General features: G+C 49.4%; 15 protein-coding genes. 2 read left to right on the top strand and 13 right to left on the bottom strand.

What is annotated here, in order from left to right:
* Positions 1–97 precede the first annotated feature (97 nt).
* The 7 genes from deoC to LRP57_RS01260 form a co-directional block, all read right to left on the bottom strand.
* Entirely contained in the window at positions 98–766 is a 669-nt protein-coding gene (gene deoC, locus LRP57_RS01290; protein ID WP_442984698.1) for a deoxyribose-phosphate aldolase, read from the bottom strand.
* Between the two features lie 72 nt (positions 767–838).
* Positions 839–2,137, bottom strand: a complete 1,299-nt coding sequence (locus LRP57_RS01285; protein ID WP_231204284.1) for a thymidine phosphorylase — start codon at positions 2,135–2,137, stop codon at positions 839–841.
* Positions 2,134–2,574, bottom strand: coding sequence for a cytidine deaminase (locus tag LRP57_RS01280; RefSeq protein ID WP_231204282.1), 441 nt, complete (start codon positions 2,572–2,574; stop codon positions 2,134–2,136). Before LRP57_RS01280 ends, LRP57_RS01285 begins: the two co-directional genes overlap by 4 nt.
* Positions 2,571–3,848 (bottom strand): ABC transporter permease, encoded by a 1,278-nt coding sequence (locus tag LRP57_RS01275; RefSeq protein WP_231204280.1) that lies wholly within the window; start codon positions 3,846–3,848, stop codon positions 2,571–2,573. The genes LRP57_RS01280 and LRP57_RS01275 overlap by 4 nt, the downstream gene beginning before the upstream one ends.
* Positions 3,845–5,107, bottom strand: a complete 1,263-nt coding sequence (locus LRP57_RS01270; protein WP_231204279.1) for an ABC transporter permease — start codon at positions 5,105–5,107, stop codon at positions 3,845–3,847. Before LRP57_RS01270 ends, LRP57_RS01275 begins: the two co-directional genes overlap by 4 nt.
* Complete coding sequence (locus LRP57_RS01265; RefSeq protein WP_231204277.1) at positions 5,104–6,654, bottom strand: ABC transporter ATP-binding protein; 1,551 nt, start codon at positions 6,652–6,654, stop codon at positions 5,104–5,106. Before LRP57_RS01265 ends, LRP57_RS01270 begins: the two co-directional genes overlap by 4 nt.
* A 184-nt stretch (positions 6,655–6,838) precedes the next feature.
* Positions 6,839–7,936 (bottom strand): BMP family lipoprotein, encoded by a 1,098-nt coding sequence (locus LRP57_RS01260; protein ID WP_442984587.1) that lies wholly within the window; start codon positions 7,934–7,936, stop codon positions 6,839–6,841.
* Between the two features lie 175 nt (positions 7,937–8,111).
* On the opposite strand from LRP57_RS01260, the gene LRP57_RS01255 reads away from it, so the two are divergent.
* Positions 8,112–8,624: a MarR family winged helix-turn-helix transcriptional regulator gene (locus LRP57_RS01255; protein WP_231204275.1), complete on the top strand. Its 513-nt coding sequence runs from the start codon at positions 8,112–8,114 to the stop codon at positions 8,622–8,624.
* Between the two features lie 143 nt (positions 8,625–8,767).
* On the opposite strand, the gene LRP57_RS01250 is transcribed toward LRP57_RS01255, so the two are convergent.
* The 6 genes from LRP57_RS01250 to LRP57_RS01225 form a co-directional block, all read right to left on the bottom strand.
* Positions 8,768–9,046: a DUF1540 domain-containing protein gene (locus LRP57_RS01250; protein ID WP_231204591.1), complete on the bottom strand. Its 279-nt coding sequence runs from the start codon at positions 9,044–9,046 to the stop codon at positions 8,768–8,770.
* 247 nt (positions 9,047–9,293) lie between these two features.
* Positions 9,294–11,150 carry an ABC-F family ATP-binding cassette domain-containing protein gene (locus LRP57_RS01245; RefSeq protein ID WP_231204273.1) on the bottom strand — a complete coding sequence of 619 codons (1,857 nt, stop codon included), beginning with the start codon at positions 11,148–11,150 and terminating at the stop codon, positions 9,294–9,296.
* Positions 11,151–11,245: 95 nt separating this feature from the next.
* Positions 11,246–12,211, bottom strand: coding sequence for a 4-(cytidine 5'-diphospho)-2-C-methyl-D-erythritol kinase (locus LRP57_RS01240; RefSeq protein ID WP_231204271.1), 966 nt, complete (start codon positions 12,209–12,211; stop codon positions 11,246–11,248).
* Positions 12,204–13,355: a ribosomal RNA small subunit methyltransferase A gene (locus LRP57_RS01235; RefSeq protein WP_231204269.1), complete on the bottom strand. Its 1,152-nt coding sequence runs from the start codon at positions 13,353–13,355 to the stop codon at positions 12,204–12,206. The genes LRP57_RS01240 and LRP57_RS01235 overlap by 8 nt, the downstream gene beginning before the upstream one ends.
* A 118-nt stretch (positions 13,356–13,473) precedes the next feature.
* Positions 13,474–14,871: a ubiquitin-like domain-containing protein gene (locus LRP57_RS01230; protein ID WP_231204267.1), complete on the bottom strand. Its 1,398-nt coding sequence runs from the start codon at positions 14,869–14,871 to the stop codon at positions 13,474–13,476.
* A 177-nt stretch (positions 14,872–15,048) separates the two neighbouring features.
* Positions 15,049–15,972: a TatD family hydrolase gene (locus LRP57_RS01225; protein ID WP_231204265.1), complete on the bottom strand. Its 924-nt coding sequence runs from the start codon at positions 15,970–15,972 to the stop codon at positions 15,049–15,051.
* Between the two features lie 234 nt (positions 15,973–16,206).
* Between LRP57_RS01225 and LRP57_RS01220 the strand changes: the two genes are divergently transcribed.
* Positions 16,207–16,794, top strand: a complete 588-nt coding sequence (locus tag LRP57_RS01220; RefSeq protein ID WP_231204263.1) for a GNAT family N-acetyltransferase — start codon at positions 16,207–16,209, stop codon at positions 16,792–16,794.
* Positions 16,795–16,865 lie beyond the last annotated feature (71 nt).

Genomic DNA, 16,865 nt, shown 5'->3' with positions numbered 1-16,865 from the left:
CGGTTTTTACGTGAAGTCATAAAAGAGTATTGGGCGGTGAGTTTTTACATTCACCACCCAACAGTTTTAGGCGCTCACCCTAGTTGTGGGTGTTCACTTACTCGGCTAAAGCCTCCAAGATTTGTCGAGAGGCAGAAAGACCTAATCGATTCGCACCTGCTTCAATCATGGCTTGAGCTGTTTCAACATCACGGATACCACCGGAAGCTTTTACTCCCATTTCTTGTCCTACTGTGGCTCGCATCAGGGCCACAGCATGAGTGGATGCGCCCCCCGCTTTATGGAAGCCGGTGGAAGTTTTCACAAAATCTGCTCCTGCCGCTTGCGAAGCCTGACATGCAGCCACAATCTCATCATCTGTTAAAGCTGCTGATTCAATAATGACTTTCAAAACGACATGCGGTGCCGCTTCACGAACCGCACGAATATCTGATTCAACTGCGTCCCAGCGTCCTTCTTTAGCGAATGCAAGATTAATGACCATATCAACTTCGTCGACGCCATGAGCGGCAGCTTCAGCAGCTTCAGCAGCTTTCACAGCAGAGCTATGCGCCCCTGAAGGGAAACCGCATACACACGCAACTTTCAGTCCTTCAGGAACACGGATCGGCAACATACTTGGTGAGACGCATACAGAGTATGTGCCAAGTTCGATGGCTTCTGTGACAAGGGCTTCAACATCCGTACTTTTTGCTTCAGGTGCTAATAAAGTATGGTCAATCATTGCAGCGATTTCGTGACGTAGCATTTTCTCCCCTATACGCATATGCGTGTATTTTCTGTATTTTCCTTTGTGTTCTTTACGCTTTCGTAGGCCGAGTACTACCTAGCACAGACTTTACGAAGCAGTAATACGGTCAATAATGACACTTCCTTGTTCCCCTGTAGCTTCAGGACCAATGCTTATTGCTCCGGCGAGCGCTTGGCAGGCTCGTTCAAAACGTTGCGGAGTTGCCGTATGTAAACGCAGAAGCGGTTGCCCTTTGTGTACAGCTTCACCTGGTTTCGCAAGGATTTCAATGCCTGCTTCACTTTGTACGGGATCTTCTTTACGGGCGCGGCCTGCCCCTAAACGCCATGAAGCAACACCAAGAGCAAGGGCATCCATTGATGTCAGATAGCCACTGCTTTCTGCGCATATTTCTTCTGTGTAAGGTGCTACCGGCAGCGGGGCATCAGGGTCACCGCCTTGAGCGCGAATCATATCGCGCCATTTATCCATTGCACGTCCGTCTTTCAAAGCAGCTTCAGGATCAGCATTCGGCAGGCCGGCTAGGGTCAGCATTTCTTTAGCCAATGTGAGTGTCAATTCAACGACATCTGCTGGACCGCCACCTGCAAGGACCTCACATGCTTCACGAACTTCCAGTGCATTACCGACCGTGCGACCTAAAGGCACATCCATCGCGGTCAAAAAGGCAACGGTGTTCACAGCAGCGTCATGCCCCAACTCAACCATTGTGCGCGCAAGCTGCGTCGCTTGTTCACGATCTTTCATAAAGGCCCCCGCCCCCACCTTCACGTCAAGGACAAGCGCACCGGTACCTTCCGCTATTTTCTTTGACATGATCGATGAAGCGATCAGAGGCACACAGTTCACCGTAGATGTGGTATCACGTAAGGCGTACAGTTTCCGATCAGCTGGAGCAAGCCCTTTCCCTGCAGCACAAATAACAGCTCCGGGACCAGTGCCGAGGATATTCATGATTTCCTCATTGCTGAGCAGTGCGCGCCAGCCTGGGATTGCTTCCATTTTGTCTAGTGTGCCACCTGTGTGTCCAAGGCCTCGGCCAGAAAGCTGAGGGACAGCCACGTTAAATACTGCAACCAGTGGGGCTAAGGGTAGCGTGATTTTATCGCCAACCCCTCCGGTGGAATGTTTATCAACGGTTACTCGCGGCAAGGCAGAAAAATCCATCCGTTCGCCGCTACGGATCATGGCGTGTGTCCACCGTGCTATTTCAGACCGATCCATACCGTTGAGGAAAATAGCCATAGCTAAGGCGGCCATCTGTTCATCAGCGACCACGCCGCGCGTGTAAGCGTCAATAACCCAGTCAATCTGGTCGTCGCTTAATCGGAAACGATCTCTTTTAGCAGCGATAATGTCAACAGCGTCAAAAAGTTCCGTTGTCATGAGTTTTCTCTCTCGCGGCGAGTATGTGCGTATTGAAGATCTGAGGGGCCAAAACCTCCGGGGAGAACTTCATTGATTGTCATGTATCCCTGTGGCATCAGTAAAAGCATGTTTGGTGCTGCATGTTCAAATAGAAGCTGACGGCAGCGTCCACATGGAGCGCACGGATTTCCGTGTCCGTCAACGCAGACAAAGGCTAGGAGTTGTCCGCCTCCACCTCGTATAAGATCAGAAATCAGACCACATTCAGCGCATAAAGTCACGCCATAGCCCGCGTTTTCGACATTGCACCCTGAAATGATGCGTCCGTCGTCTGTGAGTGCTGCTGCTCCTACGCGAAAATGTGAGTACGGAGCATAGGCGCATAAGGCGGCTTCGCAGGCCACTTCATGAAGTTTCTGCCATGTTTGTTCACTGATAGGGTCACGCTGTCTCACGGGTAAGGCACTCCTTCTGCAGCGGGGGCACGGACTGCACCAACAAATCCTGCGACGGCGAAGATTGTGACGACATAGGGGATCATGAGTAAGAATTCTGCGGGGATTGGCGCGTTAACGGCCTGCATAATTGCACCCAAGTTTGTTGCAAAACCAAAAAGCAATGCTGCTGCGAAAGCGCCTTTCGGATTCCAACGACCAAGAATCATTGCAGCTAAAGCAATGAAACCGTTTCCAGCCGCAATATTCTTTGAGAAAGCAAGACCTTCACCGACAGTGAAAACAGCTCCGCCAAGACCTGCGATAGCCCCCGCCATAATGACGTTTTTCCAACGCAAGGCATTGACACGGATACCGACCGTGTCAGCAGCTTTCGGATGCTCACCACAAGCTCGGGTACGTAATCCCCAACGTGAAGAAAAGAGGGCGATTTGAACCGCGATAACCGCTACGTACATCAGGTAGACCAGCAGTGTTTGGTTGAATAAAACCGGCCCAATGATTGGAATATCTTTCAGCACGGGAATGGGCATAGTCGGCAATGGTAATGCTTGGTTTAATTCTGGCGCATTTTTCAACTGCGTTGAAAACATGAAGCTGGTCAATCCCACAACAAGCATATTCAATACGACACCGACAACAATGTGGTCTGCACGGAATTTAATGGTAAATAAAGCCAGAAGAACAGAAACCAACATACCTGCGATTGGTGCCGCAATAAGGCCATATAAAGGATTACCACCAAGCGAAGCGGCCACGACAGCAAAGAAAGCACCCAACAGCAGTTGGCCTTCAATCGCGATATTAATAACGCCCGTGCGTTCACAGATAATACCTGTCAATGCCCCATATACCAGGGGGGTCGCAAAAAGGAGGCCACCAGAAAGTAAGGAAACCACTGGCAGGACTGATGATTCTTTGCCGGCGACTGTCCATATCAGGAATACGAGGACGAAAGAGGCACCGACAATTGTGACCAGCCATCCGTTACTTTCACGGCGTTGGCGAGCACGTATCCAGATGACAGCGGTAACAATCAGCGAGCAGGAGCTCAAAATTATTCCTGTGAAAAGTGCAGGAATAGTTACTTCACCTAGGGTAAACCACGAGGTTGCACCAATAAAAGACACACGTGAGTTTCCTGAGGACATGCATGTCATCAGTATGCTCAGGGCAGTCATGATGGCACTCACGATAGGATCACGCCACTGAACGGGTTTAAGGACTTTCCCGTTTTCTGCTTGCGTAATTGCAGGGACGATGCTGCTACTCATGCTTGGGCCCCTTTCGTTGCTGATGTGCGCTGAGAAGCCTGCGCTGATGAAACACGATCGGCTGCTTTCTTTTCTCGTCGCAGACGAATCGCTTCCGAAGCAGCGATCAGCAACACGATGATTGCTTGAGTGATTTGAACAATGTCCACAGGAATCTGCGCTGAGGAGGCTTGCATCACTGCGCCACCGGCTGCAAGACCGCCAAAAAGAAGGCCTGCAAGAACGACACCTAATGGGCTGGATTTACCTAGCAGAGCAACAGTAATCGCATCAAAACCATAAGACCCTGCTACTGACCCACTGATAGCTTTTTCTGTCCCCAGAATCGGTCCTGTGGCTGCAAGACCTGCAAGGGCACCTGACAGGATGAGTGTCATCATTAAAATTCGTGACACATTCATTCCAGCGGTGCGGGCAGCTTCAGGATTAGCGCCAGCGGCACGTAGTTCAAAACCAAATGTTGAGCGTTTCAAAAGCCACCAGACAAAAATAGCGGCTGCAATAGCGACAATAAAACCAAAATGTAAACGGAAAGAGGAACCTAAGATCAGTGGATATGTGGCGGTGGGGTGTACCCGCTGCGATAAGGACGGGTATCCGCCTTCACCGTAGAAAACTTTCTGAGCTAACAAGTACTGCATAAGGTACACGGCAATCGAGTTCATCATGATGGTCACAATGACTTCATTGGCGTGAAGTTTCGCGCGTAAAATCCCAGGAACCAGACCCCACAGTCCGCCGCCAAGAACAGCACCAATCATCGCAACGATCAGGTGCAGAACCGGCGGAAGATCCCAGGAAAAACCTACGAAACCTCCCAAAACTGCGCCCATCATAAGTTGCCCTTGCACACCAATATTGAACAGGCCTGCGGTAAATGACACCGCGATAGCTAGACCTGCGATGATGAGCGGAACTGAACGGGTCATTGTTTCTGTTAGAGGCCTGAAAGCGCCTTCAATTGTGGGTTGTGTCCAGTCAAAAATGGCTCCACGGATAAGGGAAAGGAAGAATCCTCCACAGGCATTAGCGAAAGCTGAAAAGAAATCACTCGGGCGGGCAAAAAAATAGCTGACTGTGTGTTGGACTTTCTCATCAAAGAAAACAACGATGAGCGCGCCGAGGAATAAAGCGACAATCACAGCCATTGTGACTGTTGTGGTTGATGGGCTTATACATCGTTTAATGAAAGTCGATGCCCATGATCGTGCCTGTTTTTCTGAAGGTGCGGATACCGCTGGTGGGGCTTGTGTGCTCATTTGTCCTCCTCGGAAGCAGTACTCGTATGGGCAGCTTGGGCGCGTGCTTCATTTTCAGGAATGCCAGCCATCATGAGTCCTAAAACTTCAGCGGGGGTATCTGCGTTGACAATACCGACAAGACGTCCTCGGTACATCACAGCAATCCTGTCAGCTAGAGCCATGACCTCATCAAGTTCTGTTGAGACAACGAGGAGGGCTGTCCCTTTGTCACGCTCTGCGACGATACGGGAATGAACGAATTCAATCGACCCTACATCCAGGCCTCGTGTAGGTTGCGAAAGGACGAGGACACGCAGGGGACGTGAAAGTTCGCGTGCAAGAATGGCTTTTTGTTGATTGCCGCCCGACAAAGTAGAGATGGGATCGTGGACGGATGTTACGCGCACATCGAATTCATCGCGTAATGCCTGCGCATGTGTGTCAATTGCTTTGAGGTCAAGTGATATTCCGTGTGAAAAAGGCTGATTTTTGTGCTGGTCGAGAATCATATTTTCAGCGATAGTGAAAGAAGAAATCATTCCATCTTGACTGCGGTCTTCAGGAACATAGCCAAGTCCTGCGGCGAGTCTGCGTTTAATGTCGAGCACGGTGACATCGCGGCCATCAATTTCAACGGTTCCTGCATCGGGTTGTCGTGAGCCAAGGGTGACTTCACAAAGTTCTGTCTGGCCGTTTCCTTGAACGCCCGCAATACACAGAATTTCACCTTGCCGCACATCAAGGTTGATGTTATCTAAAACTGGAATGCCTGATTCGTTAAGTACTGTCAGTTCACGATACGACAAGGCTATATCGCCGGCATGCGATTCTGTTTTCGATACACCAAGGTCCACCGGTCGGCCAACCATGAGGGTCGCTAATTCATTTTCTGAGGCGGTAGGTTTTGCTTCGCCTACGACTTTACCTCGACGAATAACTGTGATGTGATCTGCGACGGCTCGGACTTCACGAAGTTTATGAGTGATGAGGACTATGGATGTTCCGGCTTCTTTTAGTTCCCGCATAATAGCGATGAGTTCATCTGTTTCTTGCGGGGTAAGTACAGCTGTAGGTTCATCAAGGATCAGGACTTGCGCGTCACGTGAAAGCGCTTTGATGATTTCAACACGCTGTTGCGCACCAACAGGGAGGTCTTCGATCAGCGCATCAGGATCTATGTCGAATCCAAAACGTTCAGAAAGTTCGATGACTTTTTGACGGGCTGCTGCAGTATCGAGTATTCCTCCTTTGGTGGGTTCGTATCCTAGGGCAACTGATTCAGTCACAGTAAACACGGGGACGAGCATGAAATGTTGGTGAACCATGCCGATACCGGCTGCTACTGCGTCGCCTGGACCGTGAAATTTCTGTGGAACACCGTCTATGAGAATACGTCCGTCATCGGGCTGATACAGACCGTAAAGGACATTCATGAGGGTGGATTTGCCTGCACCGTTTTCGCCGAGTAAGGCATGAATCTGCCCGGGTTCAACCACGAGGTCAATGTGGTCGTTGGCTACGAGTGGACCAAATACCTTAGTGATTCCTTCTAATTCAAGTTTCACAAAGGCTCCTATATCGCATCAGTGTCCGACAGAAAGTCACGTACCTTCATATAGCTTTATGCCGTAGTTTTGAAGTAGTGGTACCGTGTCGCTCTATCTTACAGACTTATTGTGATTTGTTGTGAAAAACAGTGGAAGGCGCAGGGTTTTCCCTGTGCCTTCCGCCTAGACAAAGAATCTGCGATCACTGAGGAGTGTTCTTGGATTCAACTTTGAGTTTTCCTTCAGCGATCTGAGTCTTGAGTTTGTCAATTTCAGATTTAAGTTCTGCAGGAATTTTCGCATCAAAATCGTGGAATGGAGCGATACCGACACCGCCATTTGCAATGGTGCCTACATAGGCGGACCCATCCCATTTACCGTCACGTAAGGACTTCACCGTGTCAAAGACAGCTGCACCAATTTCTTTCATCACAGATGTCATGATGAAACTGCCGAAGTCAGCATTGGTGAGGTAGCCGTCAGCATCAACCCAGACAACGGATACATTGCCATTTTCCTTAGCAGCAGCCAAAGTGCCGTTACCTACAGGACCTGCGACAGGGAGAATAATGTCTGCGCCCTGTTCAATGAGCTGCATGGTGAATTGCTTACCTTTAGGTGCGTCTTCGAAGTTACCGACTGCGACTCCCTCTTGCTTTTCTTTATCCCAACCGAGCAGTTCCACTTTGGTTCCGTGGTCCTCGTTGTATTTTGCAATGCCGTCAGCAAAACCATCAGCAAAAATAGCTGTGGTCGGAATATTCATACCGAGGTATGTACCGACTTTACCTGTTCCTGTCATACCAGCGGCAGCATATCCGGCAAGGTAAGCAGCTTCCGCGGTGTTGAATACGAGGGCTTTTGCGTTTTCTTTTGCGTTTTCGAAAGTCGAGTCTACGAGGGCGAATTTAACTTCTGGGTGGGCTTGCGCGGCCTCATCCATAGCTTTTGCCATGAGGAAGCCCACGCCAATAATGAGGTTGCAGTTCTGTTGAATTTGAGCGGAAATATTTGAGGCGAAATCTTCAACGGATTGTGATTCAGAGTAGGCAACATCTACTCCGAGTTCAGCTTTTGCTTTTTCAAGACCGTTCTTGCCGGATTCATTGAAAGACTTGTCTTCAAAGCCGCCTGAGTCCGATACCATACAGGCCTTAATGTTGCCGTTACCTGAGGCGGAACCAGCTGATTGCGCTGCTTTTGAGCTCATCGTACTATCAGGAGCGGCACCACATGCTGCCAGGAGGAGCGAGGTTGCTGCACATGCTGCAACAGCGGTTATCTTCATCGGCTTCTTCACGGAAATACCTTCCTAGAGTCTAATTTCCCAGAGTTGATGCGGTTTTATCCGACACTTCTTTCGATACTACCTGTATCTCCACATAAAATGCATAGTCGTGACCTTTTTGTAATCGTCATTTTTTCTGAGTTTTCCCACTCTTTCCAGATATCTTGATCGCCAGTATCATGAGGACATGACATCTAACGGCCCTATTTCCGCCTTTTCAGATGAAGTAGATAAAATTGTCGATTCGTGGTCACGCCAACGTCCCGATTTAGACACTTCCCCTATGCTCGTACTTTCACGTATTTCACGTTTAGCTCGCCATCTTGATCTTGAACGCCGTACAGCATTTGCTGACCATGACCTTGAACCGTGGGAGTTTGATGTCCTCGCGTCTTTACGTAGATCTGGTGCCCCTTTTGCCCTCACTCCTGGGCGGCTTATGACAGAGCTTCTTGTTTCTTCGGGAACTATGACCAATCGTATTGATCGTTTAGAAGCAAAAGGACTTGTTGAGCGTTCTCGTGAAAGTAATGATCGTCGAAGTATTACCGTTACTTTGACAGATAAGGGTAGGGATTGTGTCGATGGGGCACTTATGACATTACTTGCGTGTGAACAGCGTATTTTGTCCCCGCTGAGTGAGTCAGAGTTAGAGCTTTTAGGTAATCTGCTTCGCCCGCTTTTACTTCCTTTTGAATGATGGGAAGTAAAATTTCGGTTCAGCAAAATAAATAGGTGTCGTATAAATACGGTGTCATGTTTTGGCTTATAAAACTCGCAGCGCGAGAATCGTCGACGATGATGATTCTCGCGCTGCGAGTATGTGCTGTATGTATTCGATTTTTAGCGAGCTTCGTAGGATAAGCAGTCAGCGGTGTGAGCACCAACGCGAATAGCTTCGGCTGTGCATTCTAAACCGGAGTTGTGTGTGCAGTCAGCTTTTTGACATGCGCCCACGAATGTGGAGGCGTCTTTTAGTCCGCCTTTAATTGTGAGTGGAATGAATGTGGTGCATGTCTGTGCGTAACCGATAGTTACAGCTGCAGCTCCACAGGATTTTGTTTTGTTGTAGGAGCAGCTTTCAACGGAGCAATCAAGGATACGAGGACGTGTTGTTGTCATGACGATCTCTTTCGTTAATGTATGACGTAATTCGTCATTACCAGTGCTTGTTTTGTCATTTTCTAGTGAACATGACACAAAAGATTCTGTCACTATTTTTTGCATTTATGCAGGTCAAGCCGCATTTAATATGAAAGTTTTTTTGATGACTTCAGTGGAATCGACTTGACCTAATTCCGTGTTGCGTAATTCAGGAAATTACGCAACATAACATAACGAAATTCGCTGTCCTCGAATAAGGTTTTCCTTACTCCAACAGTTGAGCAGCTTCCAACCACGCATATTCAAGCTCCTCAATTTCCTCTCTCACAGCATGTAATTGCGCAGAAGCCTGCGTCAGCTCCGGCAAAACACTCACATCTCCCACTACCTGCTGCGATAAATCAGCAACACGCGCCTCACATTCCTCTGCTTGGGATCGCATACGCTCTAAACGCCGCTCTAAACGGTCAGCCTCTTTTTTCGCTGCACGCCTTGCAGCCGAATCTGGCACCGGCCCTTCAGTGCTACGCGACTGTTCAACTGCACGAGAAAGCTCAGCAGCTTCCGCCCTCATTTCAAGGTATTGCTCCACACCTCGCGGCAATGCTCGAATCTGCCCGTCCCCCACTAAAGCAACCTGATGATCTGTCACTCGCTCCAACAGGTACCTGTCATGACTGACCACCACAAGAGTCCCAGAAAAAGTATCCAACAGATCTTCCATTGCAGCTAAAGTATCGGTATCCAAATCATTCGTCGGCTCATCCAACAACAAAACATTCGGTTCCGACATTAACAGGCGCATCAATTGCAAACGACGACGTTCCCCACCAGAAATCTCTGCCACACGAGTCCACGCACGTTCACGCGTAAAACCCATACGTTCCGTCATCTGAGCAGCAGTCACTTCCTTACCGCCCACCATCACCACCTGCGCCACTTGAGCAACAGCTTCAACAACCCTCAGATCAGCTACATCATCTAACTCGCGCGTATCTTGAGACAATGTAGCCATGCGCACCGTTTTCCCTAAACGTACTCTCCCCGCCGAAGGCGCAATTTTACGGCGCAGCACATTCAACACAGTGGTTTTTCCTGCACCATTGACTCCCACAATACCGACACGTTCCCCCGCAGCTAAACGCCACGTGACATCCGAAAGAATATGCTTGTCCTGACCGTCAGATGCGGGGAAAACAACACTGACCCCCTCCAGATCAACCACATCTTTACCTAAACGACTGGTAGCCATACGCACAAGTTCCACATTGTCACGCGGTGGAGGAACATCCGCGATCAAGGCTTCCGCCGCCGCAATATGAAACTTCGGTTTCGATGTGCGAGCAGGAGCGCCCCTACGCAGCCATGCAAGTTCTTTCTTTAATAGCTGCGAGCGCTTATGAGCCGCCACATCTGCCTGACGTGCGCGTTCTGCACGCGCAAGCGTGTACGCCGCATAAGAGCCATCGTATATTTCGACATGACCAGGGATTTGTGGGCGACTTCCCCCTGGGTCAATGCCGGGAACTACTTCCCAAATGTGCTCACACACCGCGTCAAGGAACCAGCGATCATGTGTGACAACAAGTAAAGCGCCTGAAGAACCTGCCTGCGAAAAACGATCATTCATGTGGCGAGCAAGCCAAGCAACCCCTTCCACATCTAAATGGTTTGTTGGTTCATCAAGACACACCACATCAGCTTCAGCTGCTAAAACACGAGCTAAAGCCACACGGCGTTTTTGTCCTCCGGATAAGGAATTGATCGGCGCGTTAATATCAATTCCCGTTAATAAACCCGCGTGAATGTCACGTATGCGTGGATCTGAAGCCCATTGATAATCTTCAGATCCAGCATGAATCGCCTGTATCACTGTTGCGCATGGGTCAAGAACATCAGATTGGTCCAAAAGTGCAATACGCACACCTTCACGTTTTGTTATCAGTCCAGCATCGGGAGTGATCTGGCCGGCAATCATACGTAAAAGAGTGGATTTACCTGCACCATTTGGTCCGAGAATACCGACACGACTTCCGTCCTCTACACTCACATTCACTGCTGATAGCAGATGTCGAGAGCCAACAAAAGCTCCCACATCTTGCGTTCCCAGAAGGTGTGCCATCGTTACGTATTTTCCTTACTGATATCCGTGGTCGTGCGCATACATGCACACCCACATGTTCAATGTATTTTTGCGTTTTTCTGACAATGCGCGGGTCACAACGATTCCAGTCGCGCCCCTTGAGCTGGACCATGCGCGCAAATAGTCCGCTGCACATATGGGCTTTGTTCCCATGTGCGAGCAATCTGTAAAGCATGTTTTTCATCGCGAGCTAAAGCTGCGATTGTGGGGCCTGAGCCAGAAAGGAAAGCCGCAAGCGCTCCCGCTTGTCGCGCACTGCGCATTGTTTCTGTCAGTTCTGGGCGTAGTCTACATGCTGCTTCTGATAGGTCATTATGAATATGTGGGGCTATTTTTTCGCTTTCATCAGCAAAAAACATGTAGTGTTCAGGGTCTTTTGTAGGTAAAGGCTGCCATTTTCCTAAAGGTCCTCCGCCTGCGTCTAATTCTCGGAAAACTTCCGGTGTAGATAAGCCGCGATCAGAAAGCGCTAAAACCCAGTGTCGGGCAGGGACCTGATTACTCAGGACGTGCATATGATCGCCACGTCCTGTTCCTAAAGACAGTCCGCCTACGAGACAAGCTGGAACATCAGCGCCAAGGCTGCGGGCGATTGCGTGAAGTTGCTTTTCTTGCAAGGGCAGGTCCCATAATTTTTGACAGGCAATGAGGGTGGCTGCGGCATCTGCAGAACCGCCTGCCATTCCACCGGCAACGGGAACATATTTGTCTACTTGAATACTCACTCCGGCTGCGGTTTGTGCCCATGGTGTCGCCATTGCAAGTTTTTGCATAAGTTTTGCTGCACGCCAGGCAAGATGTGTACGCGGATCCATTTCAGTGAATATGCGCGTAGTTGGGTGGTCAATACTTCCATCAGGAAAATACGCTGTTGTCCTCACGTGGATACCTGGAGTGCGACTTGTTCGCACAGTTACTTTTTCCCTCAGATTAAGGGCTTCAAATACTGTGACAAGAGGGTGATATCCATCGGGTTCAGGCGCCCCAACATACAGGCAAACATTGACTTTACTGGGAGCTGATGCAATAACTTCACGCATCGTGCTCTCCCCTGTGTTCCTGCATGTTTTCAGTTGATTGACGAGGCGGAATAATGCCTTTTTCACGCATATCTAGCAGGCACACACCTAGGGTCACAAAATCGTCGATGCTCAGTGTTTCCCCGCGCACCGATGGGTCAATTCCTGCGCTTTCAATTAACTCGGTGGCTTGCTCAGTTCCTCCTGACCACCTGCGTAAAGCTGCACGTAAAGTTTTACGGCGTTGCCCAAAAGCCACATCACATACTTCAAATGTTGCTAAACGTAGAGCGTGATCCCCACGAGGTTCAGCATTACGTTGCAGGTGTACAAGCGCTGAATCCACATTCGGGATCGGCCAGAAAACACTGCGTCCAATTGTGCCTACACGTTGCGCTTGACCGTACCATGCTGCTTTAACTGAGGGAACACCATATGTGCGACTTCCTGGTTCTGCTGCAAGACGATCAGCCACTTCTGCCTGAACCATGACAAGGACATCCCTCAGTGAAGGTAAGTGTTCAAGTAAGGATAAAATAACTGGGACGGCAACGTTATAGGGCAAATTAGCAACCAGTTTCGTAGGTGCCGGCCACAATTCGTCCTCCCTTTTTACCTCAGTGTCAGACCTGTTGTTTTCGTTTATGCTTCCTGCACGTTCAGAAGGAAGAAACTTATCGCTCTGCTCTGGTGTGTGCATAATTTTCTGGGAGGACGGAATAAGATCATCACAGGAACGCACATTCATCGCATCACCGAGGACTACACGGAAACGTTCAGCAGCCTCAGGCATACGTGCCCGAATCGTTTCTGGCAGGGCATGAGCTAAAGGCGGATCAATTTCCACGGCACGTACCCTAGCTCCAGCTTCAAGTAGGGCAAGCGTCAGAGAGCCTAAACCGGGTCCAACTTCCACGACTTCGTCACCTGATTCAATCCCGGCAGCACGAACAATCCTGCGAACGGTCCCGGCATCGTGAACAAAATTTTGTCCCAGCACTTTCGTTGGACGAATCCCCAGTGCTTCTGCAATTGCTCGGACTTCCAATGGCCCTAACAGACCCGTATCACAGGGGGTTACTCCCGCAGGTAAGGTAGGGTCCAGGCGGGAGTGACGAGTATGAGAAGCGGCTTTTCGTCGGCGAGGTGTTAATCCTGAAGTCACACAGGAAGTCTAATGTACTTCAGTCGTCAAAGCCGTATCCGCTGAAGGGAAGAAAGCAAGCGGTGCTTCTTGGTACACATAACTCAGCTCTCATCGTGAACAAGAGGCGATCCAGTTTCTAGTACCAGCCTACAGAGTTTGAATGACCTAAAGCGCCACAGGGAGTACCATAGCGGCCTGCAATATAGCCTAGGCCCCACTTGATTTGAGTCGAGGGATTTGTTCGCCAGTCCTCACCGGCTGAGGCCATTTTTGACCCAGGCAGGGACTGCGGAATCCCATAGGCACCTGAGGAAGAATTTTCTGCATAGGGGTTCCAATGCGATTCACGATCCCACAGGACAACAAGGCATTGGAATTGTGAATCGTCCCAGCCGCGCGCGTTTACCTGCGCTTGTGCGAGGGTACGAGGATCTTCACCTGAATACGTCAGCGGCACACCTGCAGCCATTGCTGCGGCAACTGTTTCCGGTGAAGCTTTATCGCCGATCAGGTCTTTTATTTCCTGTTTCGTTGAAATTGTTCCAAGTTTTGCCCGGTAACGTACAGAGCGGCGACCGTCTGTTTCAGTCCCCTCTTCTAAAGAGGCTTTCGGATCAATTCCTGCGGCGACAAGGGCTTGTGGTGTTACCTCTTTAGTACCTTTAAGTACGACTTCTTCGGTTGGTTCCGTTAAGGTTTTTTCACCGAGTACTGCGACATGGCTTTGACGTCCATCGATCGTTTCACGCCATACGCGCTGTTCATAGACACCATTAACTCCGGCTGTTTCAACCACTTGTTCCCCAGCGAAAAGGGTATCCGTTTCTTTTTCGACAACGGTGAAAGGAACTTCGTGATTTCGAGTGATTTCACCGCGTTCTACACGTTCTACTCGAATAAAAATATCGTTTTTCTCTGAGGCCACACGGACCCTATCATTCGGCGCTAAAGCAACACCGGACGCTGCAAGGATTGAGCGTGCATCTACACCCGGTTGTGCAATAACTGTTGTTACTGAACTATCCAAGCGAACCTGCACAGGACGGCGACTAGAAACTAACGGTATGAGTGTAGGACGAGTATATGAACGATCTGCGGCGATTGATACGCTGGTTCCTTGAGCACTACTTTCAGCTAGCAGGTATTCAGCGCTACTTGCAGTACTCCATACAGTTCGTTCACGCCCATCAATATTTAAGGTGTATGGGTGCGAGGTACGGACCACGACAGCATCATTATTTTTCAGGCTTTGAGTAAGAGCTGGCTGCACAAGATCACGCTCTGCAAGTTCTACACCGGCAGCAGCAAGGACCCCAGCAGTTGTCGGCTGCCAGGTAGTGACCGGCATAGTGACACCATCTACTTCAAGGGTGACTTCTGTGCGTGCGAAAGCAATGTTAAGGCAAGCAGTTCCTATTACAGCAGTAGCAGCCGCAATTGCAGCCAGACGAATAGTACGTGCGCCATATTGGATACGCGAGGACAACATGAAAAGATGAGGAAACCTTTGTTTAATGTGTTCTATTTCATCCACAATAAATTGTCTCCTCAATAGCGGGTTTCCTTGACTTCTCACAAAGGAACATATTGATCCTAATATGGATGCCCCACAGAATTCAACAGATCAAGGGTGAGCCTTCTCATGGGCATAAATACGCACAGCACACGGACGCCTCTCCCATTTACTTCACGCATCGCCTCACGCGCGGTATCACACAGCGTTATCCCACACGCCATACACATCGCACGAATTACGCATAAGCTGCTCACAGGTTTCGCTTTCTGAGGCCTCCCACAAATCCGCGATATAGCGAACCGTATGTGGCATCACATACGAAGCATTAGGGCTTCCTCGATGAGGAACCGGAGTTAAATACGGAGCATCAGTTTCCACAAGCACACGATTACGCGGCAACGCTTTCAATGCCTTACGTAAATCCTCATTCGCCGGATATGTTAATGGCCCAGCAAATGAGGCATACCAACCATTTTCTGCTAATACCTGCGCCATAGACGCATCACCTGAAAAACAATGGAAAACAATGGGCTGCCCCGCATGAGCACAACGACGTAAAAGACTCAGTGTATCCGCATGAGCATCACGATCATGAATTTGTAAAGGCAAAGACAGAGCGTGCGCTATTTCCACATGAGCTTCAAATGATCGCACCTGCGCTTCGCGTCCCTCCTGCGCAGTACGAAAATAGTCCAAACCTGTTTCTCCTACAGCAACCACCATAGGATCACGGGCATAGTTTTCAATCTGAGATAAAGCATCATCCAAGGCAATGTGATGTTCTTTTATTTCCGGCTGCAATCCATCAGGCGAGGCCTGCGCGTATCCTCCGTGTAATGCCGCCTCATTTGGGTGAATTGCCACTGCTACACGTACACTCGGATAAGTGCGTGCTAAGCGAAAAGCAGGTTCACATTCAGGAAGTTCACATGCACTCGTAATCTGATAAGTGACCCCCACAGCACGTGCCCTCATGATCTGTTCCTCCACACTGATACGCACCCCGTCAGCTCGTGGAATCTGTAATTCATGTACCGGCAAATGCGTGTGATTATCCATAACAGGCCCTGCTAATGGCAGTGGAGTATCAGGCCAGGTACGAGTTTTCTTTTTTCCCACGTTTCCTCCGTACACATTGACAGGTATGAGACAGCAGTTTTTATTCACCGTATAGTCAACGTATGTGAGCTGTCATTTTCTCATCGTCATTCGATACGCACAGGCAAGATAACACATTCATAACCAAGCAGGACATCTGAAAATTGATGCTCCCTTTCCTCAGCTCATGCTTTACCCTAGGGATTGCATGTAATCTGCGTTCCCGTAACTTTGATTGAAAGACAGACCGCACTTATGGCAGCGACACTACACGAATCACCCGCACACCCGTGGAGTAAGCACTGGCCCCATGTGCGCGACTTATACCTTCATGCTTTTCCTCCCAAGGAACGCCTCTCTTTAATTTATTTGCTGCTGTCGTCTTTGCGTCCATCATGCTCATTTTCTACATGGACTTACGATGAAAAATTTGCAGGATTGACTTATCGTATTATTCGCAAAGATGTGGTTTTCCTCTTGTTTTTAGCCGTACACCCGGAGGCACGCTCCCACGGGATCGGATCACGTATCCTCAAAAAAATCAGCGAAATCCCCACCGCCACAGTCACCGTTTTACAAGTAGAACCATGCGATGAGGAAGCACCTAATGCCGATCAACGCCGTAAACGCTGGGATTTTTACATCCGTAACAGTTTTCGACCCGCCCCGTTACTTTCAGATGAGGCCGGACAAACCTACGCCACAATGATCCGTGGACGTGACATTACTGCCGCGGAATTTTACCGAATTCTCAAAGGATTCATGCCTCCATTTCGACCGGTAAATGTGCGCGAAATACCCACTGACAAAAGCCCTACCCAGACACGCTCCCCTGAAGCGTAACCTCGCAACCAAGCATCTGCACCCACCACATCCTCAAACGCTTAACGGCCCCGCAGAACAAGTCCACAGGG

The organism is Schaalia sp. lx-260, assembly GCF_021083645.1.
GTDB lineage: Bacteria > Actinomycetota > Actinomycetes > Actinomycetales > Actinomycetaceae > Pauljensenia.
This window is presented reverse-complemented; position numbering and strand designations above follow the sequence as displayed.